Raw genomic sequence first — 24,456 nt, forward strand, 5'->3', positions numbered from 1 at the left:
CCGCATGGGCCAGTACGGGCTCGAACGCTGGCCGGAGCTCCTCGCATCGCTCGCTTCCGCCGTCTTCTTTCAGCGCGAAGGCACGCTGGTGCTGTGGCATCGGCAGGACGCACCTGAGGCCGTGCGCTTTGCCGGCGTGCTCGCGCGCACGGTGAACGAAGTGCCGGGCTTGCCGGCGATGCAGCGGCTCGATGCCGCCGGCGTCGACGCCATCGAACCCGGCATCGGCAAGCGATTTGCGCAGGGCCTGCTGCTGCCGGGCGAAGGCCAGCTCGACAACCGGCAGTTGCTGGCCGCGCTGCTGGCCTCGCTGCAGGCGCTGCCCAACGTGACGATGCATTGGCACAGCGCACGCGCACCCGATGAATTCGAACCAGGCGCGTCGGAGCGCATCATCGATTGCCGCGGCCTCGGCGCCAGGCCGCAATGGGCCGCCCTGCGCGGCGTGCGTGGCGAGGTGATCCGCGTGCATGCGCCCGAGGTCAACCTGCGACGGCCGACGCGCCTCGTGCACCCGCGCTACCCGCTCTACATCGCGCCCAAGCCCGACGGCGTGTTCGTCATCGGCGCCACCGAGATCGAATCCGACGACATGTCGCCCGCCAGCGTGCGGTCCACGCTCGAATTGCTGAGCGCCGCCTATTCGGTGCACAGCGGCTTTGCGGAGGCGCGCATCCTGGAGATCGCGACACAATGCCGCCCCTCGCTGCCCGACAACCTGCCCGCCATTCGCTGGCTGAAGCCGCGCGTGATGCAGGTCAACGGCCTGTACCGTCACGGCTTTCTCATCGCACCCGCGATGCTGGACACGGCCATCGAACGGCTGGCCACCCGCACGCCGACGCTGGCGTCGCGCTTTGCCCTCGAATCCGAATGAACATCCTGATCAACGACACACCACGCGAACTGCCCACCGGCGCCTCGCTGGCCGACGCCATCGCGCTGCTGGCGCCGGCGCCACCCTTCGCCGCCGCGGTCAACAAGCAATTCGTGCCGCGTTCCGGTTACGCCGCCCGCACATTGCAGGACGACGACCTGGTCGAAGTGATCCGTCCAGTGACCGGCGGCTGACAAAACCCAAAAGCAGCGCCATGAAGAGAGACTCCATGAATACCGACGACCCGCTGGTCCTCTACGGCCAGACCTTCCACAGCCGCCTGCTCCTGGGCACCGCGCGCTACCCCTCGCCCGACGTGCTCGAAGCGGCCGTCAGGCGGGCCCGCCCCGCGATGCTGACCGCCTCCCTCCGGCGCCAGACCGCAGCACCTTCGGACCGCCATGACAACGGCTTCTGGGACTTGCTGCGCCGGCTCGACGTGCCGGTGCTGCCCAACACCGCCGGCTGCCACAGCGTGCAGGAAGTGATCGCGACCGCGCAGATGGCACGCGAGCTGTTCGAGACGCCGTGGATCAAGCTCGAGCTGATCGGTGACGACTACACCCTGCAGCCCGACACGCTCAATCTCGTCGATGCCGCTTCGCAGCTCATCCGCGACGGCTTCCAGGTGCTGCCCTATTGCACCGAAGACCTGGTGCTGTGCCAACGCCTCGTCGATGTCGGCTGCCAGGCCGTCATGCCCTGGGCCGCGCCCATCGGCACCGGCCGTGGCCCGGTCAACCCCTATGCGCTGCAACTGCTGCGCGAGCGGCTCGACGTGCCGATGCTGGTCGACGCCGGCCTGGGCCTGCCTTCGCATGCCTGCCAGGTCATGGAATGGGGCTACGACGGCGTGCTGTTGAACACCGCCGTTGCATTGGCGCAAGACCCGGTCGCGATGGCCGGCGCCTTTGCGGATGCGGTGCAAGCCGGCCGCGCCGCGCATCGGGCCGGCGCGATGTCCGCACAAGAGTCCGCCCAGCCGAGCACGCCCGTGCTGGGCACACCCTTTTGGCACCAGTCATGACCGCTCCTTCCGCGCAAGCCATCTTCGACGCCCACACCGGGCGCTTCGGCGCCGCCATCGGCGACCTCACGCCATCCTTCACGCGCGACGAGCCCGTCTACCGCGCCGCCAAGGAAGCCTGCCTTCGCCTCGGCTTCATCGAAAGCGACGCCGAATGCCTCGGGCAGGCCTGGCAGGCCCGCAGCGCGCGACTGGGCTTCGATGCCACCGCCTGGCCCGAAGACCCGGTCGACTTCGGCTTCCACCCCTGGCCGCGCGACAACGCCTTCGCGCCCTGCCCCAAGGCCCTCGGCCTCTATGCCGTGCTGCCCGATGCCGCCTGGGTCGGTCGCATGGCGCGCGCCGGCGTGCCCACGGTGCAACTGCGCTTCAAGTCCGACGACCCCCAGGCGGTCCAGCGTGAAGTGCGCGCAGCCATCGACGCGGTCGCGGGCACGTCCTCGCTGCTGTTCATCAACGACCACTGGCAAGTCGCCGTCGACGCGGGCGCCTACGGCGTCCACCTCGGGCAGGAAGACATCGACGAGGCGAATCTCGACGCCATCCGCGCCGCCGGCCTGCGTCTGGGCCTCAGCACCCACGGCTATGCGGAGATGCTTCGCGTCGATGCCCTCAGCCCCAGCTACATCGCGATGGGCGCCGTGTTCCCGACCACGCTCAAGCGCATGCCCACCGCGCCGCAAGGACCGACGCGCCTGGCCGCCTATGCGCGCCTCCTGCGCGACTATCCGCTGGTTGCCATCGGTGGCATCGATCTCGGCAGGCTGCCCGAGGTGCTGCAAAGCGGCGTTGGCTCGGTGGCCGTGGTGCGTGCGCTGGTGGCGGCGGCATCGCCGGAGACGGAGGTCGAGCGCTTCCAGCGGGCGCTGGAAAACTGCTAGAGCAGTTGCCCTAACTATCGACAGGATCTAGCTTTTTCCGACTAGTCCTTTGGAGGGAACATACGTCCATTCCAAACAACTCCTCACAGGACAAGACCATGTCGAACCAATCCCTCGCTACCGTTGCCACCCACGTCGTCGACCAGTACAGCGCTGCTGGCAAGACCCTGAACCAAGCCTACCGCGCCACCGTCGAGCGCGTGCTCGGCAACGCCAAGAGCCGCTTCGTCACGGCGCTGGAAGCCCGTTCGCTGCCCTTGGTCAACGACCAGGTCAAGTCGGACCTCGTGAACGCGCAAGACGTGCTGGCCGGCTTCATGCTCAAGGGCGTGCAAACCGCCTACGACCGCGCTGACCAAGCCATCGACGCGATCGCCACGCGCGCCAACAGCGGCATCCAGTCGGTCGACAGCACCATTGCTCGCGTCGAATCCGCTTTCAAGATCGGCAACCTCGACGCAGTGCGCGCCCTGTGCGCACCGGCCGCCACGCTGGCTTCGCAAGTCGCCGACAAGATCGCCGAAGGCGCCAAGGCCCTCGAAGCCCGCATCGGCTCGGTCGTTGAGCAAGGCACGGAAGTCGCCGTCGTCGCCAAGCCGGCCCGCCGCGCCGTTCGCAAGGCCTGAGTCCTGATAGGCTGCATGCCTGCGCCCTGAATTCCTGGGGCCCACACGAAAGTTCGCATGCCCTCGCCCGCCAAGAAAACTGCTGCATCCAGGAGCCCCAGGCCGAAGACCACCGCCGCGGACGACGCGCGCAAGGTCAAGGCCAGCGAGCCGGCGGCAGATGCAGCGGGCGGATCAAGCGAGAACCTGCTGACCGTGGGCCTCAAGGTGCTTGGCGACGCGCGCAACCACCAGAACCGGGTCGTCGAGTCGCTGCTCGGCATTCCCAAGGGCACGCCCACCGGGACGCGCCCGGCCGGCAAGAAGACCCCGCTCGATACGCTGGGCGACACCCTCGGCTTTCGCAAGCTCGAGGACGTGTTCGACCAGCGCATCGCCGCCGCCCTGGTGCGGCTCGGCATTCCCTCCGCTGAAGAATTGGCCAGCTTGCGCAGGCAGGTGAACCAACTGATCGAAGAGCGCGACAAGGCGCTCGCGCAGGCGCAACCCCGCCGCAAACGCTGACCTCCTGCGACGCGCATCGCGCCGGTATCGCTGTGGCCAGTTCCAACACCCGTGAACGGATTCTCCAGACGAGTCTGGCGTTGTTCAACGCGCACGGCTTGCCCTCGGTGTCCACGCACCGCATTGCCGCTGAAATGGGCATCAGCACCGGCAACCTTCACTATCACTTCAAGACCAAGCGACTGATCGTCGAATGGTTGTTCCGGCGTTTCGACGACAGGCTCGCAACCATCGACGAAGCCGGCGTCGGCGTCCGCGCGATCGACGACCTGTGGCTGGCGCTGCACCTGCGCTTCGAGGCCATCAACGAATACCGCTTCGTCTATCGCGACATGGCCCACCTCGAGAGCGAGTATCCCGAGACTGCCGCCAAGTCCCGAGCCTTGATGGCGCGCAACCTGCTGAACTCCCGCGCGCTGTGCGAGAACCTCGCTGCCCTGGGCGTCATCAAAGCGACCGCCGACGAGGCCGAGATGCTGGCGCTGCAGATCGTCTTCACGACCACCTGCTGGCTGTCGTTCGAGCGGCTGGTCACGCAAAATGCGGCTTCGACCCAACCGTCCGACACCGGACTCGCCGCCTACTACACGCTGACCTTGCTCACGCCCTATGTCGACCCGCAGTCACGGGCGTACCTCGACTACCTGCGTTCCAAGTACGTGCAATAGCAACGCTGTTCCTGACCACAGGAGTTCCATGGCCCGCACCGTTTCCCCGTCCACCATCGCACCGCCTTCGCGTTTCCTGCAGATCGCCGAACTGCGCGCGGGCTGGGAGCTGGGCGCTACCTTGTCGCTCTGGCCGCTGCTCAAGCTCGCGCCCAAGGGCGACGGACATCCGGTGCTCGTCCTGCCCGGTCTGGGCGCCGGCGACCGGTCGACGCAGTTGCTGCGCCGGTACCTTCGCGGGCGCGGATACGACGTGCATGGCTGGGGCCTGGGGCGCAACCTCGGTCCGCGCGAAGGCGTCGAAGCCGGCATGTTCAAGCTGCTCGAATCCCTGCGCGAAAAAGCCGATCGCAAGGTCAGCCTCGTAGGATGGAGCCTCGGCGGCGCTTACGCGCGCCTGCTGGCCACCAAGCGGCCTGACCTGGTGCGCAGCGTCATCACGCTCGGCAGCCCTTTCGCCGGCGGCCCGCGTTCGACGAACGCATGGCATATCTACGAAGACGTCAGCGGGCAGAGTTCGGACGACCAGACCCGCATGAAGCATGTGCGCCCCACGCCGCCTGTCCCGACCACTTCGATCTTCAGCCGCAGCGATGGTGTCGTCGCCTGGCGAGGCAGTCTTGAAAAGACCGGCCCCGCCGCGGAAAACATCGAGGTCTTCGCAAGCCACGTCGGCCTGGGGGCCAATCCTTCGGTGCTGTATGCCGTTGCAGATCGGCTCGCACAACCAGAGGGCGCCTGGAAGCCCTTCACCCGAAAGGCGCTTGGCGCGCTGATCTATCCCAACCCGCAACGCCGGCTCTGACGCCCGCGCGACGGCTCACTTGATGCCGAGGTAGTCGCGGATGTCTTGCAGCGATTCGCCCGCGGCCGCCACTGCATAGCGCAGTTGCATCTCTGACACGCCGAATTCACGGGTCCAAAAGAGGATGTGCCGAGGCTCGGTGACGTCGATGAACGACGGGGTGGAATGCGTCGCGTTTTCCGTGGAAGGCGTCATGGTGATCTCCGTGGAGGATGAACGGAGGGTGCCCGCGGCGCTCATGCGGCGTGCCGGAAAAAGCCGCATCCGGATGCAGGAAGCCAGCGACAGCGGAATGAAAAAGCCTGCTGTCTGATGGAGCAGCAGGCTTGTCTTGTGGGCTTTTCGACCTGGGTGTCGCACCGGCGTCGACCTTGCGCCGGCCGGTGTTCAAGCCCTCACGCAGGGGCCGTTGCGGTTTCCTTTGAACTAGTCGCTGACGTAGTGATATGCCTCACGAAGGCCTCCACCTGATTCATTGAGGCCTGCGATTCATTAAGGAACTTGGCGACCTGGAACACGTGCGGCAGGTCGTGCCAGATGGAGATTTCGGCACTGCCGCCCGCCGCCCGGACCTTTTCCACGAAGCGGCGCGAATCGTCGAGCAGCAGTTCGCTATCGCTCACCTGCATGAGCAAGGGAGGCAGCCCATGCAATTCGCCGTAGAGGGGCGAGACCCACGGGTGGTTCACCTGCGAGGGGTCCGTCAAGTAGAACTCCTGGATGTAGGCAGCAGCCTTCGGCATGAACATCACGTCCTTCAACGCATTCATGCGCACCGAATCGCCCGTGAATGCCAGGTCGGTCGCGGCTGAAAACGTGAAGGCACAGGCCGGCATTGGCAGGCCCTCGTCGCGCGCGCGCAGCAAGGTTGCCAATGTCAGGTTTCCGCCCGCGGAATCCCCGGCAATCACGAACTGCAAGGGCGATATCCCTTGCGCGAGGACATGCTTGTACGCGGCCAGGCAATCGTCCGAACCCAAGGGAAAGCGGAATTCGGGCGCCAGCCGGTAGTCGGGCAAGAACACGCGTGCCTCGAGTTGTTGGGCCAGGCGACGCGCAAGCCCGCGATACAGGCGCGGCGCGCGCGTGATCCAGGCGCCGCCGTGCAAGTAAAGCAAGACCCGCTTGGGCGCGATGCCGACCGGCTCGAACCATTCGCCTTCGCAATGCTGGGGAATGAATTCGGGCCGGCCCGGCATGGCGTCCCGCGCGGGCAGCCGCTTGCTCAACTGGTCCACGAGATGCTGCATGTCCGCTGCCGTGAGATTGGGGCGCTCCCACAGGGGGCGGGCCCGCTTGCGCAGCATCCAGTTGAAAGCCTTGCGCTTCATCCAGCCCCAGACGCTGTTCCCCGTATCAGATTGCTGCATTTGCCTGCACTCTCCATGAATGATTTGTGACACGGAGGCGCACCGCCCCGTGACGCGCGGCTGCCCGGGGCGACGAACAAGCCTTGACCTCGCCCGCGCAACAAACCAGAGGTTCGTCAAGCATGAGCGTGAGTGAAGCGTTGTACCGATGGTTGACAGCGGAATTGAACACGGCTTTCCTCTCCTTGGACCATGAAATCAGGTTGTATTGCGCCGGCGGCGTCCGTGCGTTGGGACCCCTCCTGTCCGGCAGGCGTGACAGTGCCGAAAGTGTAGGGTTGTTTTGTGCCAATCCAAACCAGCAAGCGTGGGCTTAGGTATTAAATTGGGAGTGCTCGGCCTGCGCCGAGTGGAAGCGACCACAGGTACGGTGCTTTTCAGCGACCCCGCGAAGAGGCGCAAGGCGTATCACGAGATGAGCCATTCGCAATTGAAAATGCCCCGCTACCAATTAGATAGCGGGGCATTCAAGAACCACAGGGGTTTGTCTTGGCTCCTCGACCTGGGCTCGAACCAGGGACCTACGGATTAACAGTCCGGCGCTCTACCAACTGAGCTATCGAGGAATATTGTTGAGCCTCAAATTATAGCGTGCTTTTTCGGGCTCTCACAACAACTCACAAAATCGCGCGAACTTCTCGCGCCGCTTCAAACAAAAGTGGCAGCAGTTCGTGCTGCAGCCGGGACGCCGGACGCGGTCCGCCCGGAAGCACCACGTTGAGTGCTGCAACGGTATGGCCCTGCATGTTGCGCAGCGGAACCGCCATCGCCTGCACGCCAAGTTCGTGCTCCTCGGTGGCAATGCAATAGTCATCGGCGCGCACTTGTGCAATGCGCCGGCGCAGCGCCGCGATCCGTGTGAGCGTGTGCGGTGTCAGCCGGGGCAGCGAGCGCCCCTTGAGCCACGCACCGAGGCTCGCCGCGCTCATTGACGCAAGCAACACACAACCTGTCGATGTCGCGTGCACAGGCAGGCGCGCACCCAGGTGCAATCCGTAGGCCAACGCGCGTGTCGGCGCGCCGTAGCTGCCACTGCGCGCAACGATGACCACCTCCTCCCCGTCCAGCACCACGGCGGAAAACGACTCATGCGTCTGCGCGGCCAGGCGGTTGAGCGTGGGCTGCAATGCGCGCGGCAGCCGCGACGATGCCAGGTAGCTCCCCGAAAACCGCAGCACTTTCGGCGACATCCAGAAATAGCTGCCGTCGGTCTCCAGGTAGCCCAGGTGCGTCAATGTCAGCAGATGGCGCCGGGCCGCCGCGCGCGTCAGCCCGGCGCGCGCGGCCGCGAGCGTCGCATTGAGGCGCTGCCGTTCCGTGTCGAAGCTCTCCAGCACCGCCATGCCCTTGGCGATGCCTTCGATGAAATCGGGTTTGGCGATGGTCACTCGGTTGCCTTGATCGACTTGCTGCGCGATCATCGCGCAGGCTTGCCGATCATCGCACACAGCGCTTGCACCGGGCTTCTGTCTTGAAGCTCCGCACCCTACGCTTGAGGTCATTCAGGAGACCTCATGAAAACGCAAGTCGTCATCATCGGCGCCGGCCCCGCGGGCCTGTTGCTGGGCCAGCTTTTGTACCGCGCCGGCATAGAAAACATCATCCTCGAACGCCAGAGCGGCGACTACGTGCTGGGCCGCATTCGCGCCGGCGTGCTGGAGCAGGTGAGCATGGACCTGCTGCGCCAGGCCGGCGTGGAGGTGCGCGCACTTGAAGAGGGCCTGCCGCACGAAGGCATCGAGCTGCTGTTCAAGGGCGCCCGCCACCGCATCGACCTGCACGGCTTGACCGGCGGCAAGCAGGTCACCGTCTACGGCCAGACCGAAGTCACGCGCGACCTGATGGCGGCCCGGGCGGCGGAAGGCCTCACGACGATCTACAACGCAGCGCCCGTGAGCCTGCAAGACTTCGACACCGCCACGCCCACCGTGCGCTACCAGAAGGACGGCGCCACGCATGAAATCGCTTGCGACTTCATCGCCGGTTGCGATGGCTACCACGGCATCAGCCGCGCCAGCGTGCCTGCAGCCGCGCTGCACCTCTACGAAAAGGTCTACCCCTTCGGCTGGCTGGGCATCCTGGCCGACGTGCCCCCCGTCTCGCACGAACTGATCTATGCCAACACCGCGCGGGGCTTCGCGCTGTGCAGCATGCGCAGCGAAGCGCGCAGCCGCTACTACCTGCAGGTGGCGAGCGACCAGAAAGTCGAGAACTGGAGCGACGACGCCTTCTGGAACGAACTGCGCCATCGCCTCGACCCCGAAGCCTGCGAGCGCCTCGTCACCGGGCCATCGCTCGAGAAGAGCATCGCGCCGCTGCGCAGCTTCGTCGCCGAGCCGATGCGATTCGGTAGCCTTTTCCTTGCAGGCGACGCCGCCCACATCGTTCCACCCACAGGTGCCAAGGGCCTCAACCTTGCGACCGCCGACGTCGGCTTCCTGTCGCGCGCCCTCGAGATCCACTACCGCGAAGGCAGCCAGTCCGCACTCGATCGCTACTCGGAGTTGTGCCTGCGCCGCGTCTGGAAGGCGGAGCGCTTCTCGTGGTGGTTTACTTCGCTGATGCACAGGTTTCCGGAGAACGGCGAGTTCGGCCAGAAGATCCAGGAGGCCGAACTCGACTACCTGGTCCACTCGCGCGCAGCGTCCACCTCGCTCGCAGAAAACTACGTAGGCCTGCCATTGGAATCCTTTTGAACATGGAGGAAGACACGCAAACGCGTGTATACCTCCAGCATGCAAATCACGTGGATCGCGCCCGGCGAATCGTTGCCTGACCCGGCATTGGCCTGGGGCCCCGACGCACCCGTGCCGGGCCTGCTGGCCGCCGGCGGAGAACTGGGGGTGGAGCGCTTGCTGGAGGCCTATGGCAACGCGATCTTTCCTTGGTTCAGCGACAACCAGCCGATCCTCTGGTGGAGCCCCGACCCGCGCATGGTGCTGGAGGTGGCGCGCTTTCGCCTGCACCGCTCGTTGCGCAAGACCCTCGAGAAATTCCGTCGCCAGGATGGCTGCGAAGTGCGCATCAACCACGACTTCAGGGCGGTGATCCGCGCTTGCGCAGCCGCGCCGCGCGCCGGCCAGTCCGGCACGTGGATCGTGCCGGACATGGTGGAAGCCTATTGCGGCCTGCACCAGGCCGGCCATGCGCACAGCATCGAAACCTGGATCGACGGCCGTCTGGCCGGCGGGCTCTACTGCGTGGCGATCGGCCGCGCGGTGTTTGGCGAATCCATGTTCGCGCGCCAGGCCGATGCTTCCAAGATCGCCCTCGCGGCGCTGGTGAGCTTTTGCCGCCGGCACGGCATGCCCATGATCGACTGCCAGCAGAACACGTCGCACCTGGCCAGCCTTGGCGCCCTGGAAATGCCGCGCAGCGCATTCATTTCGCATGTGACGCGCGCGCGCAGGCAACAGGGGCCCGCATGGCATTTCGACCCTTTATACTGGGACGAACTCCTGTTTGCGCGACCTTTGCCACTGACGTGACGCACCTCAAGGATCTTCCGCTCCACACGCTGCAGTTCTATGCCACTGCGCCCTATCCGTGCAGCTACCTGCCGGACCGGCAGGCGCGCTCCCAAGTCGCCACGCCAAGCCACCTGATCCACAACGACGCTTATTCCGACCTCGTGTTGGCGGGCTTCCGGCGCAGCGGCATGTTCACGTATCGACCCTATTGCGACGGCTGCCGCGCCTGCGTCCCACTGCGTGTGAAGGTCGACGAGTTCAAGCCTACGCGCAGCCAGCGTCGCGCCATGTCGCGCCACGCTAACCTGCAGGCGCGGGTGCTCAAGCTCTGCTTCGTGCCCGAGCACTACCAGCTGTACCTGCGCTACCAGAACGGTCGTCATGCAGGCGGCGGCATGGACCACGACAGCATCGATCAGTACACGCAATTCCTGCTGCAAAGCCGGGTCAATTCGCGCCTTGTGGAATTTCGCGAAACCCTGCCCGACGGCAGCGCGGGCGCCCTCAAGATGGTGTCGATCCTGGACGTCCTGAACGATGGGCTCTCCGCGGTCTACACCTTCTATGAACCCGACGCGGGCGCGGGCTACGGCAACTACGGCGTGCTGTGGCAGATCTCGCAGGCGCGAACCCTGGGGCTGCCGCACGTCTACCTTGGCTACTGGATCTCGGGCAGCGCCAAGATGAACTACAAGGCCCTTTATTCGCCGCACGAATTGCTTGTGGATGGGCGCTGGCAAGCGCAAAGCGATTTCACAAAGTAAAATGGCAGGCGATACAACCCCGTACCGCCGCCCATGAGAAAACCCCAATCCGACGTCGCCGCGACACCCGTCATCCAGGTGATCGAACGCATGTTCGCCTTGATCGACGTGCTGGCCTCCCGCGAGGAAGCCATCTCGCTCAAGGAGATCAGCGAAAAAACCGGATTGCACCCTTCCACCACGCACCGCATCCTCAACGATCTGGCCGTGGGGCGCTTTGTCGATCGACCCGAAGCCGGCAGCTACCGACTTGGCATGCGCCTCCTGGAACTGGGCAATCTGGTCAAGGGCCGGCTCAACGTGCGCGATGCCGCATTGACGCCCATGCGCGAACTGCACAAGCTCACGCAGCAACCCGTCAACCTGAGCATGCGCCAGGGCGACGAGATCGTGTACATCGAGCGTGCCTACAGCGAGCGCTCCGGCATGCAAGTGGTCCGCGCCATTGGTGGCCGGGCCCCGCTGCACCTCACCTCCACCGGCAAGTTGTTCCTCGCGGCCGACGATCCGCAGCGTGTGCGCAGCTATGCCACCCGCACGGGGCTGGCCGGCCATACCCGCAACAGCATCACGCAGTTGCCGGCGTTGGAGCGCGAACTGTCGCGAGCGCGCCAATACGGAATCGCCCGCGACAACGAGGAACTCGAACTGGGCGTCCGCTGCATGGCCGCCGGGATTTACGACGACCAGGGCAAGCTCATTGCCGGCCTGTCGATCTCGGCGCCGGCAGACCGTCTCGACGACGGCTGGCTGCCGAAGCTGCAAGCCACTGCGAACGAAATCTCCGGAGCGCTCGGTCACAGCGCCGACGCGCCCGCGGCGTCTTCGGCCTGAAGCTGCCGATGAGCAGTCGCCTGCAGCGACCGCTCATCGGCAAGCTTCGCCAGATAGCCCGCTATCCGGCGACGCCAACCGTCACGGCTTGATGGCGAGCCGCAGGCGTCGACATCAATTGAGTGGCCTCCACCCAACGGCGAACGCGCTCGGCATCCCCGATGCGGCTCAGCTTGCCGGCTGAATCCAGGAACACCATGATCAGCTTGCGTCCGGCGATCTTCGTCTGCATCACCAGGCACTGGCCCGCTTCCGAGATGTAGCCGGTCTTTTGCACGCCAATGTCCCAATCCGGGTTCTTCACCAGTCGATTGGTCGTGTTGAACTGCATCATCCGATTGCCGACCTCGACCTGGTACTCCGGGGACGTGGACAGTTCGCGCACCGTGGCGTCAGCCGAGGCTGCGTTCACCAACAAGGCCAGGTCCTGTGCGCTCGACTGGTTGCCGCTCGACAGCCCCGTCGGCTCGACATAGCGGGTGTCCTTCATGCCGAGCGAACGCGCTTTCGCATTCATCATGCTCACGAAAGTCGCCAAGCCACCGGGGAAGGTGCGGCCCAGCGCATGGGCAGCGCGGTTCTCGCTGGACATCAGCGCCAGGTGAAGCAATTCGCCACGCGACAAGGTAGTGCCCACACGCAGGCGCGAGCGGCTGAACTTCTCGGTGTCGATGTCGTCCTCGGTGATCGTGACCGGTTCGTCCATCGGCAGGCGGGCTTCGCTTACGAGCAAGCCAGTCATCAGCTTGGTCAGGGATGCAATCGGCAAGACGGCATGGTCGTTCTTGCTGAACAGCACTTCGCGCGTGTCCTGGTCAATGACGAGTGCCACGCTCGACTTCAGATCGAGCTCGTCCTGGCTGTGCAGTCCTGCGAGTTGCCCGTACGAAAGCTTGGGCGGCGCGGCATCGGCCAGCCGGACCACGGAGCGGCGCTGGACGGCGACAACCGTCTTGCCATGGCGCGTGTGAGCGGTGGCCACCACGTTCCTGCCGGCGCGAACGGAGCGTTCGGCCTTGTCGGTGCGCTCGACTTTGGATGCGCGTGCGGCCTTGGCCGGTGCAGCGTTGGCGGCGACGACCGCCTTCTGCTTGGCGCCGGCACTGGCTTGCGCCTTCTTGGCGGAAGCCGCCTCCGGATGCTTGGCCGCCTGGGCTGCGGGCAACAAAAACGCCGTGGCACACAGAGCGACGGCGATCATGCGAAACGCGGGTTGGAACCGCTGGCTGGAAACTCGATGTAGGCGGGCTTCAGGCATTAATAAATCTCCAGCGGGCGAAAGTAAGCGCGCAGTTTAACGAGTTAGAAAAAGACACGCAATATCAGTTACTTGCATTCGCTTCCTCATTCGAAAACAAAAGAGCGCTCGAACACCTAACCTTGCGCGGCAATTCTCTCAGCTTGGCTCTGTAACTTGTTGAGCGCACTCAGATATGCCTTGGCCGAGGCCACCACGATGTCGGGATCGGCTCCGACACCATTGACCACCCGGCCGGCATTCTGCAAGCGCACAGTTACCTCTCCCTGACTTTCGGTCGACCCGCTGATTGCGTTCACCGAGTACAAGACCATTTCCGCCCCGCTCTTCACATGCGATTCGATCGCCTTCAGAGAGGCATCGACGGGGCCGTTGCCATCGGACTCGCCCGTCACTTCCTTGCCGTGGGCAGTGAACACCACGCGCGCCTGCGGCCGCTCCCCGGTTTCGCTGTGTTGTGACAAGGAAACAAATGCAAACTGCTCCCCAACGTGCGACCCGTCCTCGTCGCTGACCAAAGCGAGGATGTCTTCATCAAAAATTTCACTCTTGCGGTCAGCCAGTTCCTTGAAGCGGGCAAAGGCGGCGTTGATGTCGGCCTCGCTTTCCATGGTCACGCCGAGTTCCTGCAGCCGCTGCTTGAACGCATTTCGGCCGCTCAGCTTGCCCAGCACGATCTTGTTCGTGGTCCAGCCCACATCTTCGGCACGCATGATCTCGTAGGTATCACGGGCCTTCAGGACACCATCCTGGTGGATGCCCGAAGCATGCGCGAACGCGTTGGCGCCGACCACCGCCTTGTTCGGCTGCACCACGAACCCGGTTGTCTGGCTCACCATGCGGCTGGCCGCGAGGATGTGCTGGGTGTCGATATTCATGGTCAAGCCGAAGTAGTCCTTGCGGGTCTTCACAGCCATGACGATTTCTTCCAGCGAACAGTTGCCCGCCCGCTCGCCCAGGCCATTGATCGTGCATTCGACCTGCCGCGCGCCGCCGAGCTTCACGCCCGCCAGCGAGTTGGCTACCGCCATGCCAAGGTCGTTGTGGCAATGCACCGACCAGATGGCCTTGTCGCTGTTCGGAATGCGCTCGCGCAGCGTCTTGATGAAGTTGCCGTACAGCTCCGGGATCGCATAGCCCACGGTGTCCGGCACATTGATCGTCGTCGCGCCTTCGGAGATCACGGTCTCCAGCACGCGGCACAGGAAATCCACGTCGCTGCGGTAGCCGTCCTCCGGGCTGAATTCCACATCGCCGATCTGGTTGCGCGCAAAGCGCACCGCCAGCTTCGCCTGCTCGAACACCTCGTCGGGCGTCATTCGCAGCTTCTTTTCCATGTGCAACGCGGAGGTCGCGATGAAGGTATGGATTCGACCACGGGCGGCGCCCTTGAGCGCCTCGGCCGCGCGCGCGATGTCGCGGTCGTTGGCGCGCGACAGGCCGCACACGGTCGAGTCCTTGATCGCGTTGGCGATGGCTTTGACGGCCTCGAAGTCGCCATTGGAACTGGCCGGAAATCCGGCCTCGATCACGTCGACCTTCAGCCGCTCCAGTTGCCGGGCAATGCGCATCTTCTCGTCGCGCGTCATCGACGCACCGGGCGATTGCTCGCCATCGCGCAAAGTGGTGTCAAAAATGATCAGCTGGTCGGTCATCGTGTCTCTCCATACTTTGAATTGCCGCTCTGCGCCTCAGGCCGGCTCAGCCACCGATTGTGCGCTGCGCGCGCCCTGCCCTCGCGCACGCTCCAGGCCCGAAACAATGGCCTTCAGCGAGGCGGAAATCGTGTCTGCGTCGATGCCCACGCCGAAAAGGGTTTGCGACTCGTCCACGCGCAACTCAAGGTAGGCCACCGCCTTGGCGTCGGCACCGGCGCCGATGGCATGCTGGTGGTAGTCGATCACGCGGACGGCATGGCCGGTCGCGTCGACAAGTGCATGGATGAAGGCATCGATCGGGCCGTTGCCTCGGCCTTCGATGCGGCAAGTCTCCCCATCCCATTGCAGGTCGCCGCGCAGCACGATCGACGCATCTTCCCCCTCGCCCTGCTCTTCAAGCACGCGGTGTTGCAAGGCATGCACGGTGCTCAAGCCGTACTCGCGCTCGAACAGCGCGTAGAGGTCGGCCGCACTCAATTCCTTGCCACCCACGTCCATCACCCGCTGCACCGTCTGCATGAATTCCATCTGCAGGCGGCGCGGCATCTCGATGCCGTATTCGCTCTCGAGCAGGTAGGCCATGCCGCCCTTGCCCGACTGGCTGTTGACGCGGATCACGGCTTCATAGCTGCGGCCCACGTCCTTCGGGTCGATCGGCAGATAGGGCATGTCCCAGATGTCGCCTTCCTTGCGCGCCGAGAACGCCTTCTTGATCGCGTCCTGGTGCGAACCCGAAAACGAGGTGTAGACCAGGTCGCCGACGTACGGATGGCGCGGATGTACCGGGATCTGGTTGCAGTGCTCGACCGTTGCGCGGATATCGTCGATGTGGGAGAAGTCCAGTTCCGGCGACACGCCCTGGGTATAGAGGTTGAGGGCGACGTTCACCAGGTCGAGGTTGCCGGTACGCTCGCCATTGCCGAACAGGCAGCCTTCGATACGGTCGGCGCCGGCCATCAATGCAAACTCCCCAGCCGCCGTGCCTGTGCCCCGGTCGTTGTGCGGATGGACCGACAGCACGATGCCGTCACGCCGCGCGAGGTTGCGATGCATCCACTCGATCATGTCGGCGAAGATGTTGGGCGTGGAATGTTCTACCGTCGAGGGGAGGTTGACGATGCACTTGTTCTGCGCCGTCGCACCCCATACCTCGGTCACTGCATCGACCACCCGCTTGGAGAACGCGAGATCGGTGCCCGAGAACATTTCCGGCGAATACTGGAAGGTCCATCGCGTGTGCGGTTGCTTCGCTGCGCAGTCCTTGAACATCTCGGCGTGCGAGCTGGCGAGTTCGACGATCTCGTCCTCGTTCATGCCCAGCACCACCTTGCGCATCACCGGCGCCACGGCGTTGTAGAGGTGGACGATCGCACGCGGCGCGCCTTGCAGCGACTCGAATGTGCGCGCGACGAGATGGTCGCGCGCCTGGGTGAGCACCTGGATCGTCACGTCATCGGGAATGCGATCTTCCTCGATGAGCTTGCGCACGAAGTCAAACTCAACCTGCGAGGCCGAGGGAAAGCCGACCTCGATCTCCTTGAAGCCGATCGCCACGAGTTGCTCGAACATGCGCATCTTGCGCGCGATGTCCATGGGCTCGACCAGCGCCTGGTTGCCGTCGCGCAGGTCCGTCGACAGCCAGATCGGGGCCTTGGTCAGCACGGCGTCCGGCCAGGTGCGGTCCTTGAGGCCGATCGGTGCGAACGCGCGGTACTTGCGGTCGGGTTGCTTCAACATTTGATTCTCTCCATTGAGGGTGATGAACCAGCAACCCCAAGCAAAACGGCCCGTTGCTGGTGCGAACGGGCCGTGTGAAAAGGTTTGCGCGTGCGCTACCGTCTCCGCCCGAAGGAGATCAGTAGTAGGGCCAGCGAAATCTTTTGCATGAGGGTGCGGAGTGTAGCAGAGCCGATTTGTGCGTGGCAATTAGTTGTGCAGGCCGCGTTCGTCGGGTTCGTCGGTCGACGTGCTGATCACGCTCACCGGATGCCCCTTCGCCTTGCGCCATGCATACACGACATAGCCGCTCAACCCATAGGCGACGAACACGCCGAACAGCACCGTCGGGGGATCGATATTGATGATGGCAATGCCCAGCGCAATGAGCACGATCACCGCGAACGGCACGCTCTTCTTCACCTGAATGTCCTTGAAGCTGTAGAAGGGCGCGTTGGTCACCATCGTCAGGCCCGCGTACAGCGTGAAGGCAAAGGTGAGCCAACTGATCTGGTTCCATGTCAGGTACAGGGCTTCGCCGCCCCGCTTTCCGGACTCGGTCATGAGCCAGATGAATCCGGCCACCAGCGCAGCGGCCGCGGGCGAAGGCAGGCCCTGGAACCACCGCTTGTCGATCACACCGGTATTGACATTGAATCGCGCCAGCCGGAGGGCCGCACAGGCGCAGTAGACAAACGCCGCAATCCATCCCCAGCGCCCCAATCCCTTCAGCGACCATTCGTATGCAATCAACGCGGGCGCGGCGCCGAACGACACCATGTCTGACAGGGAATCCATTTGCTCGCCAAACGCACTCTGCGTGTTGGTCATCCGGGCCACACGCCCGTCAAGGCTGTCCAGGATCATCGCGGCGCCCACGCCCATCGCGGCCAGGTCGAAGCGCGAATTCATCGCCATGACGATCGAATAGAAGCCGCCGAACAACGCGGCCAGCGTGAAAAGGTTGGGAAGGATGTAGATGCCCTTGCGGCGCTTGCGCGGCAGAGCCTCTGTGTGCACGGTGTCGTCATGCATCGAATTGACCTCCAACGCACACGCCTCGGGCGCATTCAGCTATCACATTCATAGCAGGACGGGGGTTGATTCGCATCGTGGGCAGTGTAGTTCAGGCGCCCTCTCGGGCCTGTAATGAAAAAGGCCACCGCAAGGGTGGCCTCCTGTTCGTCGCAGAGGCGATCAGTTGCGGGTCTGGTCGACCAGCTTGTTCTTCTTGATCCAGGGCATCATCGCGCGCAGCTTGTCGCCGACGACTTCGATCTGGTGCTCTGCATTCAGGCGGCGACGGCTGATGAGCGTGGGCGCGCCGCCAGCGTTCTCGAGCACGAAGCTCTTGGCGTATTCGCCGGTCTGGATGTCCTTGAGCACCTGCTTCATGACCTTCTTGGTCTCTTCGGTCACGATGCGCGGGCCCGTGACGTACTCGCCGTATTCGGCATTGTTCGAGATCGAGTAGTTCATGTTTGCGATGCCGCCTTCATAGATCAGGTCGACGATCAGCTTGAGCTCGTGCAGGCATTCGAAGTACGCCATTTCGGGCGCGTAGCCGGCTTCCACGAGCGTTTCGAAACCAGCCTTGATCAGTTCGACCGTGCCGCCGCACAGGACGGCTTGTTCGCCGAACAGGTCGGTCTCGGTTTCTTCGCGGAAGTTGGTTTCGATGATGCCGGCCTTGCCGCCGCCGTTGGCCGTGGCGTAGCTCAGGGCCAGGTCGCGGGCCTTGCCGGACTTGTCTTGATGGACAGCCACGAGGTGGGGAACGCCGCCGCCTTGCGTGTAGGTGCTGCGAACCGTGTGGCCGGGGGCCTTCGGCGCCACCATCCACACGTCGAGGTCGGCGCGCGGCTGCACGAAGCCGTAGTGCACGTTGAAGCCGTGCGCGAAGACCAGCGAAGCGCCTTCCTTGATGTTGGGGGCGACGTCGTTCTTGTAGACGTTGGCGATCTGCTCGTCAGGCAGGAGGATCATGACCACGTCCGCCGACTTCACGGCGTCAGCGACTTCCGCGACCTTCAGGCCGGCCTTCTCGACCTTGGGCCACGAAGCGCCGCCCTTGCGCAGTCCGACCACGACCTTGACGCCGCTGTCATTCAGGTTTTGCGCGTGCGCATGGCCTTGCGAACCGTAGCCGATGATTGCGACGGTCTTGCCCTTGATGAGGCTCAGGTCCGCGTCCTTGTCGTAATAAACCTTCATGAGATGCTCCTTCGTTGAATTCAGTGTGAGTGGTTGGATGGATGGGGCACTTGGTCAGCCCCGGATTTCTTCCAGAAACACCGCTGGGCAAGCTTTGCCGGACTGCGGGTGTTGCCCTGGCGAGGGGGTTGGCTGCCAAACGAAGTGGGCAAGCCTGGGGGAGCGCTCATACTCTCAGGATGCGTTCGCCGCGGCCGATGCCGCTGGCGCCGGTACGCACCGTCTCGAGGATCGCGCTGCGTTCGATCGCCTCGAGGAATGCGTCGTTCTTGCCATGGTCGCCAGTCAGCTCGATGGTGTAGCTCTTGTCGGTGACGTCGATGATGCGGCCGCGGAATATCTCGGCCATGCGCATCATTTCTTCGCGCTCCTTGCCGACCGCGCGCACCTTCACCATCATGAGCTCGCGCTCGGTGTAGGAGCCTTCGGTCAGGTCGACAACCTTCACGACTTCGATCAGGCGATTCAGGTGCTTGGTGATCTGCTCGATGACTTCGTCGGACCCGCTCGTGACGATGGTCATGCGCGAGAGGCTCGCGTCTTCGGTCGGTGCGACCGTGAGCGATTCGATGTTGTAGCCACGGGCCGAGAACAGGCCCACCACGCGGGAGAGTGCGCCGGGCTCGTTTTCGAGCAGGACGGCAATGATGTGTTTCATAAGCGATGGACTCCTCTTTTCGCCGCCCTCCCCCGTGCACGGTAATGCGCGGGCTTGGCGGGCAATAGATTCGTCTTCAGGTTGAGTGGATCGGGATCGGCATCAGACAGCCGAACGCAAAGATCGCGAAGGTTTCGCAAGGTCGCAGACGGAACGCAGAAAAATCTTCACCGCCTTCTTTTGCGACTTCTGCGTAACTTTTGCCTTCCTTCTGCGTTCGAAGTCCGTATTAGAGGTCTTCGGAACCCAGCAACATTTCCGTGATGCCCATGCCGGCCTTCACCATGGGGAACACGTTCTCGGTGGGGTCGGTGCGGAAATCCATGAACACTGTGCGGTCCTTGAGCTTGCGGGCTTCGCGCAACGCCGGCTCCACGTCCTGCGGACGCTCGATCAGCATGCCGACGTGGCCGTAGGCTTCCGCCAGCTTCACGAAGTTGGGCAGCGCGTCCATGTAACTGTGGCTGTAGCGGCCGGAATACTCGATTTCCTGCCACTGGCGCACCATACCGAGGTAGCGGTTGTTCAGCGAGCAGATCTTGATCGGCGTGTTGTACTGCAGGCAGGTGGAGAGTTCCTGGATGCACATCTGCACCGAGCCTTCGCCGGTGATGGTGAACACTTCAGCCTCCGGCTTGGCGAGCTTAATGCCCATGGCGTACGGAATGCCCACGCCCATGGTGCCCAGCCCGCCCGAATTGATCCAGCGGCGCGGTTCGTCGAAGCGGTAGTACTGGGCCGCCCACATCTGGTGCTGCCCGACGTCGGACGTGATGTACGCATCGGCATCCTTGGTCATGTTCCAGAGCGTCTCCACCACGTACTGCGGCTTGATGACGTCCGTATTGCCGCGGTCGTACTTCAGGCAATCCTTGCTGCGCCAGGCCTCGATGGTCTTCCACCATTCAGCCAGCGCACCCGCGTCCGGCCGCGTGGCGGTCTCGCGGATCATTGAGATCAGTTCGGTCAGCACATCCTTCACGTCGCCGACGATGGGAATGTCGACACGCACGCGCTTGGAGATGCTCGACGGGTCGATGTCGATATGGATGATCTTGCGTTCGTTCTGGGCGAAGTGCTTCGGGTTGCCGATCACGCGGTCATCGAAGCGCGCGCCAACGGCCAGCAGGACGTCGCACGTCTGCATCGCATTGTTGGCTTCGATGGTGCCGTGCATGCCCAGCATGCCGAGGAACTTGCGGTCGCTCGCCGGATAGGCGCCGAGGCCCATCAGGGTGTTGGTGACCGGATAGCCCAGCATGTCGACCAGCGTGCGCAGTTCGTTGGTGGCATTGCTCAACAGCACGCCGCCGCCGGTGTAGATGTACGGACGCTTGGCATTCAGCAGCAACTGCAATGCCTTGCGGATCTGGCCGCCGTGACCCTTGCGCACGGGGTTGTACGAGCGCATCTCCAGCTTTTCCGGGTAGCCGGAATAAGGCGTCTTCTTGAAGGACACGTCCTTCGGCACATCCACCACCACCGGGCCGGGACGGCCGCTGCGTGCGATGTGAAAGGCCTTTTTCATCGTCAGTGCCAGATCCTTCACGTCCTTGACGAGGAAGTTGTGCTTGACGATGGGGCGCGTGATGCCGACGGTGTCGCATTCCTGGAATGCGTCGAGACCGATGGCCGCAGTCGGCACTTGGCCCGAGATGATCACCATCGGGATCGAGTCCATGTAGGCCGTCGCGATGCCGGTGACCGCATTGGTCAGGCCGGGGCCGGAGGTGACCAGGGCCACGCCGACTTCACCGGTGGCACGCGCATAGCCGTCTGCCGCGTGCACGGCCGCCTGCTCGTGCCGCACCAGCACATGCTGCATGGTGTCCTGCTTGTAGAGCGCGTCGTAGATGTAGAGAACCGCGCCACCCGGGTAGCCCCAGATGTACTGGACGCCTTCGGCCTGCAGCGCCTTGACCAGCACTTCGGCGCCCATGAGTTCTTGCGATTGGTTGCCCATCCCGGAGGATGCAGCTGCTGCGGAAGCGAGTTCCGATTTGGATATTTCCATGATCAACCTTTTGTGATTTTCGGGAACGAAAAACCTTGGGTGCCCCTTGCCAACCCTTGTGAGGTCGCGTCGGGACTTGAGGCCAAAGCCATGAGCGGACTGGATGCTCCGCCGGACAGTGACCCGTTTGCGTTTTGACGTGCGACCGCGATTATGACACCTGAAAAGGTCGAATTTCGGGCCGCCAGCAGGCAAAACTTCGGATGCGATAATCCGCGCCGTCCAAAACATAACGCCTGGAAGAGACACCCCACGCTGCGCTTCACCGCGTTCATACCCGTTTGGCTACCGAAAAAGAACTCTCCGACTTTCTCAAAAGTGTCGAAAGGCGCGCGTTCAAGCGCTCGGTCTATCACGTCCGCGACGAGGAAGCAGCGCTCGACATCGTGCAGGACAGCATGATGAAACTGGCCGAACACTATGGCGACAAGCCGACCACGGAATTGCCGATGCTGTTCCAGCGCATCCTGTCGAACTGCACGCTCGACTGGTTTCGCCGCCAGAAGACCCGCCGGGCACTTTTCTCGAACCTGAGCGACTTCGAAGCCCCTGATGACGACGGCGAATTCGATCTGCTGGGAAACTTCAACTCGCCCACCGACTCGCGCGAGACCGAGAGCGCCGAAGACACCACCCGCCGTGCCCAGATCTTCCACGGAATCGAAGAAGAAATCGCTGCGCTGCCGGCGCGTCAACGCGAGGCGTTTCTGATGCGTTACTGGGAGGAAATGGACGTTGCCGAGACCGCCGCAGCGATGGGGTGTTCAGAAGGCAGCGTCAAAACCCATTGTTCGCGCGCCGTTCATGCCCTGAGCAAAGCGCTCAAGGCCAAAGGTATATCGCTATGAACGCAACACTTTCGAAGACTTCCAGCGCTCTCGAAGAGCAATTCGCCCGTCGCCTTACGGCCCGCCTGTCGGCCGGCAGCGCCGAACTTCCGCACGACATCGGAGAACGCCTGCGCGTCGCACGCCAGCAGGCCGTCGCCCGTCGCAAGATTGCCCCGGCCCTTCGCCCTGCGCAGGTGATCGTGCCGTCAGGCGGCGCTGTCGCACTGGGTGGCTGGTGGACACGCGTCGGCGCGGTGGTGCCGCTGGTCGCGCTGGTCGTCGGGTTGATCACGATCAGCATCGTGCAGGACGAAAATCGCGTGAACGACATGGCCGAAGTCGATGCCGCCCTGCTGACAGACGATCTTCCGCCTGCCGCGTTCACCGATCCGGGCTTTGCACAGTTCCTCAAGACAGACGCCAGCGACACCGCCTCACATTGAATCACCGCCACCCCGCCCGCATGGTCCCACGCCCGACCTCTTGCGCATCGGCGCGTTCATCGCTGCGCCCGCAAACGACGGGCGCTGCCGTTTGGGGCGGCCTGCTCCTGTCCGTCATGGTTACGGCACTGAGCCTGCTGCCAGCGGCGCGCGCCTCCGCGCAGCCCGGCACCGCCCCCACCGGATCATCCGAGGCGAATGGCAAGACCCCGGCCACGTCGAAGCCCTTCTGGACCAGCCTGACGCCCGGCCAACAGGCGGCCCTGCAGCCCTTGGCGCCGTACTGGAACTCCATCGGCGGCGTGCAGAAAAGCAAGTGGCTGGCGCTCTCGCGCAACTTCGATTCCATGAAGCCCGAGGACCAGGCCACTCTGCACAGCCGGATGAGCGAGTGGGCCACACTGAGCGCCCAGCAGCGCGCGCTGGCACGGCTGAACTTCGCCGAAGTCAATCGCCTGCCGGCTGACGAGCGCAAAGCCAAGTGGGAGGCCTACCAGGCGCTGAGCGAGGACGAAAAGCGCGATTTGGCGGAGCGTGCGCAGGTGCGTCAGCCAAGCGCCGCCCTGCCGGTTCGCCCGGTGCCGGAGAGAAAGCTCGCCCCGGTGCCGCAGTCGACTTCCCTGTTGGGCAAGGGCGAGCACAGTCCGCGCATCCAGCTTGCGCCGCCGGCCGGGCCTGCAACTCCGGCGGCATCGTCGGCTCCGGTCGCGGCTGCGCCGCCCCCCGCAGCACCTGCCAGCACGCCGGTGCCCCCTGCGGCAGAGGCTCAGATCCCCGCCCCGGCGGCCAGTGCGCCCGAGGCACCTGCTACGATTCCGCCGGTCCGCACAACCGAGCAACCCTCCTCCGCGCCCTGACCCGGCGCCGGGCCCATGAACGCTGGCGCCACCATTCACTCAGAACCCGCTCCCCCCGTCTCCCCGTCCACGCAAGCACTGCCCGATCTCTCCGCCCCGGGCCTCTGGCGCCGCATGGCTTGCTGGACCTACGAAGGCATGCTGCTGTTTGCCGTGGTCTTTGTTTCGGGTTGGTTGTTCAGCACGCTGGGGCAAATGCGTGACGCGATGGACGAGCGGCGGCATCTGCTGCAGGCATTCCTGTTCGTCGTGTTCGGCCTCTATTTCGTCTGGTTCTGGATCCACGGCCAGACGCTCGCGATGAAGACCTGGGGCCTGCGCGTGGTCGACCGCCATGGCCGGCCGCTGAAGCAGGGTCGCGCCCTGCTGCGCTACCTGCTGAGCTGGATCTGGTTCCTGCCGCCCTTGGCCGTCATGGCGCCGTTCAAGGTCTCGGGCGGCGAAGCGGTGCTGTTGCTCACCGGCTGGGTGGTGGTTTGGGCGTTGCTGGCGCGATTCCACCCGCAAGAGCAGTTCTGGCACGACGCTTGGGCTGGCACGCGGCTGATCCCCTCCAAGCCCATGAGCCGTCGATGAGCCAGCCCGATCCTGCCGTCAACCCCCAGAAGGGCCGCAGCGGGCTGACCCGCGTATTCCACGCGATGCTGATCTCGATGAACGGCCTGCGAGCGGGCTGGGGCGAGACGGCGTTCCGGCAGGAGGTGCTGATTGCCATCGTGCTGGTGCCGCTGGCCTTCTGGCTTGGCCGTAGCTGGGTCGAAGTCGCGCTGCTCGCGGGCAGCGTTGTGCTGGTGATGATCGTGGAACTGCTCAATACCGCCGTGGAAGCGGCCATCGACCGCATCGGGCCGGAATGGCACGACCTGTCGAAGCGGGCGAAGGACATGGGCAGCGCCGCGGTGCTGCTGGCCCTTTTGCTGGCCGGCGGCATCTGGCTTGCTGCACTGTGCACCCGATTCCTGGTTTGAACGCGGCATGATCG

General features: G+C 64.2%; 27 protein-coding genes and 1 tRNA gene. 17 read left to right on the forward strand and 11 right to left on the reverse strand.

The annotated features are described in order from the left end of the window. The 8 genes from HCU76_RS33550 to HCU76_RS33585 form a co-directional block, all read left to right on the forward strand. Nucleotides 1-877: FAD-dependent oxidoreductase (locus tag HCU76_RS33550; RefSeq protein WP_218511698.1), on the forward strand; the 877-nt coding region annotated here is incomplete at its 5' end. Beyond that, on the forward strand, nt 874-1,071 hold the full coding sequence (gene thiS / locus HCU76_RS33555) for a sulfur carrier protein ThiS (protein WP_213959198.1): 198 nt from the start codon (nt 874-876) through the stop codon (nt 1,069-1,071). The genes HCU76_RS33550 and thiS, both read left to right, overlap by 4 nt. Nucleotides 1,072-1,106: 35 nt before the next feature. Then, nucleotides 1,107-1,904 carry a thiazole synthase gene (locus HCU76_RS33560; RefSeq protein WP_213959197.1) on the forward strand — a complete coding sequence of 266 codons (798 nt, stop codon included), beginning with the start codon at nt 1,107-1,109 and terminating at the stop codon, nt 1,902-1,904. Next, a complete protein-coding gene (locus HCU76_RS33565; RefSeq protein WP_213959196.1) occupies nt 1,901-2,785 on the forward strand; it encodes a thiamine phosphate synthase in 885 nt (294 codons plus the stop codon). Before HCU76_RS33560 ends, HCU76_RS33565 begins: the two co-directional genes overlap by 4 nt. A gap of 98 nt (nt 2,786-2,883) precedes the next feature. Then, nucleotides 2,884-3,411 carry a hypothetical protein gene (locus HCU76_RS33570; protein WP_213959195.1) on the forward strand — a complete coding sequence of 176 codons (528 nt, stop codon included), beginning with the start codon at nt 2,884-2,886 and terminating at the stop codon, nt 3,409-3,411. A 57-nt stretch (nt 3,412-3,468) separates the two neighbouring features. Continuing rightward, the gene (locus tag HCU76_RS33575; protein WP_213959194.1) at nt 3,469-3,915 is read left to right on the forward strand and encodes a phasin family protein; all 447 of its coding nucleotides are present in this window, start codon (nt 3,469-3,471) and stop codon (nt 3,913-3,915) included. A 32-nt stretch (nt 3,916-3,947) separates the two neighbouring features. Then, the gene (locus HCU76_RS33580) at nt 3,948-4,583 is read left to right on the forward strand and encodes a TetR/AcrR family transcriptional regulator (RefSeq protein ID WP_213959193.1); all 636 of its coding nucleotides are present in this window, start codon (nt 3,948-3,950) and stop codon (nt 4,581-4,583) included. Nucleotides 4,584-4,611: 28 nt separating this feature from the next. Further along, nucleotides 4,612-5,388, forward strand: a complete 777-nt coding sequence (locus HCU76_RS33585) for a triacylglycerol lipase (protein ID WP_213959192.1) — start codon at nt 4,612-4,614, stop codon at nt 5,386-5,388. A gap of 15 nt (nt 5,389-5,403) precedes the next feature. Here HCU76_RS33585 and HCU76_RS33590 read toward each other — a convergent pair whose 3' ends face one another. From HCU76_RS33590 to HCU76_RS33605, 4 genes are all read right to left on the reverse strand, one after another. Next, nucleotides 5,404-5,583: a DUF3606 domain-containing protein gene (locus tag HCU76_RS33590; RefSeq protein ID WP_213959191.1), complete on the reverse strand. Its 180-nt coding sequence runs from the start codon at nt 5,581-5,583 to the stop codon at nt 5,404-5,406. A gap of 200 nt (nt 5,584-5,783) precedes the next feature. Then, a complete protein-coding gene (locus HCU76_RS33595; RefSeq protein ID WP_213959190.1) occupies nt 5,784-6,758 on the reverse strand; it encodes an alpha/beta hydrolase in 975 nt (324 codons plus the stop codon). 490 nt (nt 6,759-7,248) lie between these two features. Further along, nucleotides 7,249-7,324: transfer RNA gene (locus tag HCU76_RS33600), tRNA-Asn, on the reverse strand. Nucleotides 7,325-7,375: 51 nt separating this feature from the next. After that, complete coding sequence (locus tag HCU76_RS33605; protein ID WP_213959189.1) at nt 7,376-8,179, reverse strand: IclR family transcriptional regulator C-terminal domain-containing protein; 804 nt, start codon at nt 8,177-8,179, stop codon at nt 7,376-7,378. A 93-nt stretch (nt 8,180-8,272) separates the two neighbouring features. Between HCU76_RS33605 and pobA the strand changes: the two genes are divergently transcribed. The 4 genes from pobA to HCU76_RS33625 are packed head-to-tail and all read left to right on the forward strand — an operon-like array spanning nt 8,273 to nt 11,826. Further along, nucleotides 8,273-9,454 carry a 4-hydroxybenzoate 3-monooxygenase gene (gene pobA / locus HCU76_RS33610; RefSeq protein WP_213959188.1) on the forward strand — a complete coding sequence of 394 codons (1,182 nt, stop codon included), beginning with the start codon at nt 8,273-8,275 and terminating at the stop codon, nt 9,452-9,454. Between the two features lie 39 nt (nt 9,455-9,493). Further along, nucleotides 9,494-10,246 (forward strand): leucyl/phenylalanyl-tRNA--protein transferase, encoded by a 753-nt coding sequence (aat, locus tag HCU76_RS33615; RefSeq protein WP_213959187.1) that lies wholly within the window; start codon nt 9,494-9,496, stop codon nt 10,244-10,246. Next, on the forward strand, nt 10,243-10,992 hold the full coding sequence (locus HCU76_RS33620; RefSeq protein WP_213959186.1) for an arginyltransferase: 750 nt from the start codon (nt 10,243-10,245) through the stop codon (nt 10,990-10,992). The genes aat and HCU76_RS33620 overlap by 4 nt, the downstream gene beginning before the upstream one ends. 33 nt (nt 10,993-11,025) lie before the next feature. Then, the gene (locus tag HCU76_RS33625; protein ID WP_213959185.1) at nt 11,026-11,826 is read left to right on the forward strand and encodes an IclR family transcriptional regulator; all 801 of its coding nucleotides are present in this window, start codon (nt 11,026-11,028) and stop codon (nt 11,824-11,826) included. Nucleotides 11,827-11,887: 61 nt separating this feature from the next. On the opposite strand, the gene HCU76_RS33630 is transcribed toward HCU76_RS33625, so the two are convergent. The 7 genes from HCU76_RS33630 to HCU76_RS33660 all read right to left on the reverse strand — a co-directional run bounded on the left by HCU76_RS33630 (nt 11,888) and on the right by HCU76_RS33660 (nt 21,344). Continuing rightward, nucleotides 11,888-13,084, reverse strand: coding sequence for a serine hydrolase (locus HCU76_RS33630; RefSeq protein ID WP_213959184.1), 1,197 nt, complete (start codon nt 13,082-13,084; stop codon nt 11,888-11,890). Nucleotides 13,085-13,200: 116 nt separating this feature from the next. Continuing rightward, on the reverse strand, nt 13,201-14,739 hold the full coding sequence (locus HCU76_RS33635; RefSeq protein ID WP_213959183.1) for a 2-isopropylmalate synthase: 1,539 nt from the start codon (nt 14,737-14,739) through the stop codon (nt 13,201-13,203). Between the two features lie 36 nt (nt 14,740-14,775). Beyond that, complete coding sequence (leuA, locus tag HCU76_RS33640; RefSeq protein WP_213959182.1) at nt 14,776-16,479, reverse strand: 2-isopropylmalate synthase; 1,704 nt, start codon at nt 16,477-16,479, stop codon at nt 14,776-14,778. 189 nt (nt 16,480-16,668) lie between these two features. Next, the gene (pssA, locus tag HCU76_RS33645; protein ID WP_213959181.1) at nt 16,669-17,493 is read right to left on the reverse strand and encodes a CDP-diacylglycerol--serine O-phosphatidyltransferase; all 825 of its coding nucleotides are present in this window, start codon (nt 17,491-17,493) and stop codon (nt 16,669-16,671) included. 162 nt (nt 17,494-17,655) lie between these two features. Next, nucleotides 17,656-18,672 (reverse strand): ketol-acid reductoisomerase, encoded by a 1,017-nt coding sequence (ilvC, locus tag HCU76_RS33650; RefSeq protein ID WP_213959180.1) that lies wholly within the window; start codon nt 18,670-18,672, stop codon nt 17,656-17,658. 166 nt (nt 18,673-18,838) lie between these two features. Then, nucleotides 18,839-19,330, reverse strand: a complete 492-nt coding sequence (ilvN, locus tag HCU76_RS33655) for an acetolactate synthase small subunit (protein ID WP_213959179.1) — start codon at nt 19,328-19,330, stop codon at nt 18,839-18,841. A 229-nt stretch (nt 19,331-19,559) separates the two neighbouring features. Then, on the reverse strand, nt 19,560-21,344 hold the full coding sequence (locus HCU76_RS33660) for an acetolactate synthase 3 catalytic subunit (protein WP_213959178.1): 1,785 nt from the start codon (nt 21,342-21,344) through the stop codon (nt 19,560-19,562). Nucleotides 21,345-21,625: 281 nt separating this feature from the next. On the opposite strand from HCU76_RS33660, the gene HCU76_RS33665 reads away from it, so the two are divergent. The 5 genes from HCU76_RS33665 (at nt 21,626) to HCU76_RS33685 (ending at nt 24,442) form a co-directional block, all read left to right on the forward strand. Further along, entirely contained in the window at nt 21,626-22,192 is a 567-nt protein-coding gene (locus HCU76_RS33665) for an RNA polymerase sigma factor (protein ID WP_213959177.1), read from the forward strand. Further along, on the forward strand, nt 22,189-22,617 hold the full coding sequence (locus tag HCU76_RS33670; RefSeq protein ID WP_213959176.1) for a DUF3619 family protein: 429 nt from the start codon (nt 22,189-22,191) through the stop codon (nt 22,615-22,617). The genes HCU76_RS33665 and HCU76_RS33670 overlap by 4 nt, the downstream gene beginning before the upstream one ends. A gap of 116 nt (nt 22,618-22,733) precedes the next feature. Further along, nucleotides 22,734-23,474 carry a DUF3106 domain-containing protein gene (locus HCU76_RS33675; RefSeq protein WP_256354664.1) on the forward strand — a complete coding sequence of 247 codons (741 nt, stop codon included), beginning with the start codon at nt 22,734-22,736 and terminating at the stop codon, nt 23,472-23,474. 15 nt (nt 23,475-23,489) lie between these two features. After that, on the forward strand, nt 23,490-24,050 hold the full coding sequence (locus HCU76_RS33680; RefSeq protein WP_218511699.1) for an RDD family protein: 561 nt from the start codon (nt 23,490-23,492) through the stop codon (nt 24,048-24,050). Then, nucleotides 24,047-24,442, forward strand: coding sequence for a diacylglycerol kinase (locus tag HCU76_RS33685; protein ID WP_218511700.1), 396 nt, complete (start codon nt 24,047-24,049; stop codon nt 24,440-24,442). Before HCU76_RS33680 ends, HCU76_RS33685 begins: the two co-directional genes overlap by 4 nt. The last annotated feature ends 14 nt before the right edge of the window (nt 24,443-24,456 follow it).

This window comes from Variovorax sp. dw_308 (assembly GCF_019207085.1).
Classification (GTDB): Bacteria; Pseudomonadota; Gammaproteobacteria; order Burkholderiales; family Burkholderiaceae_C; genus Variovorax.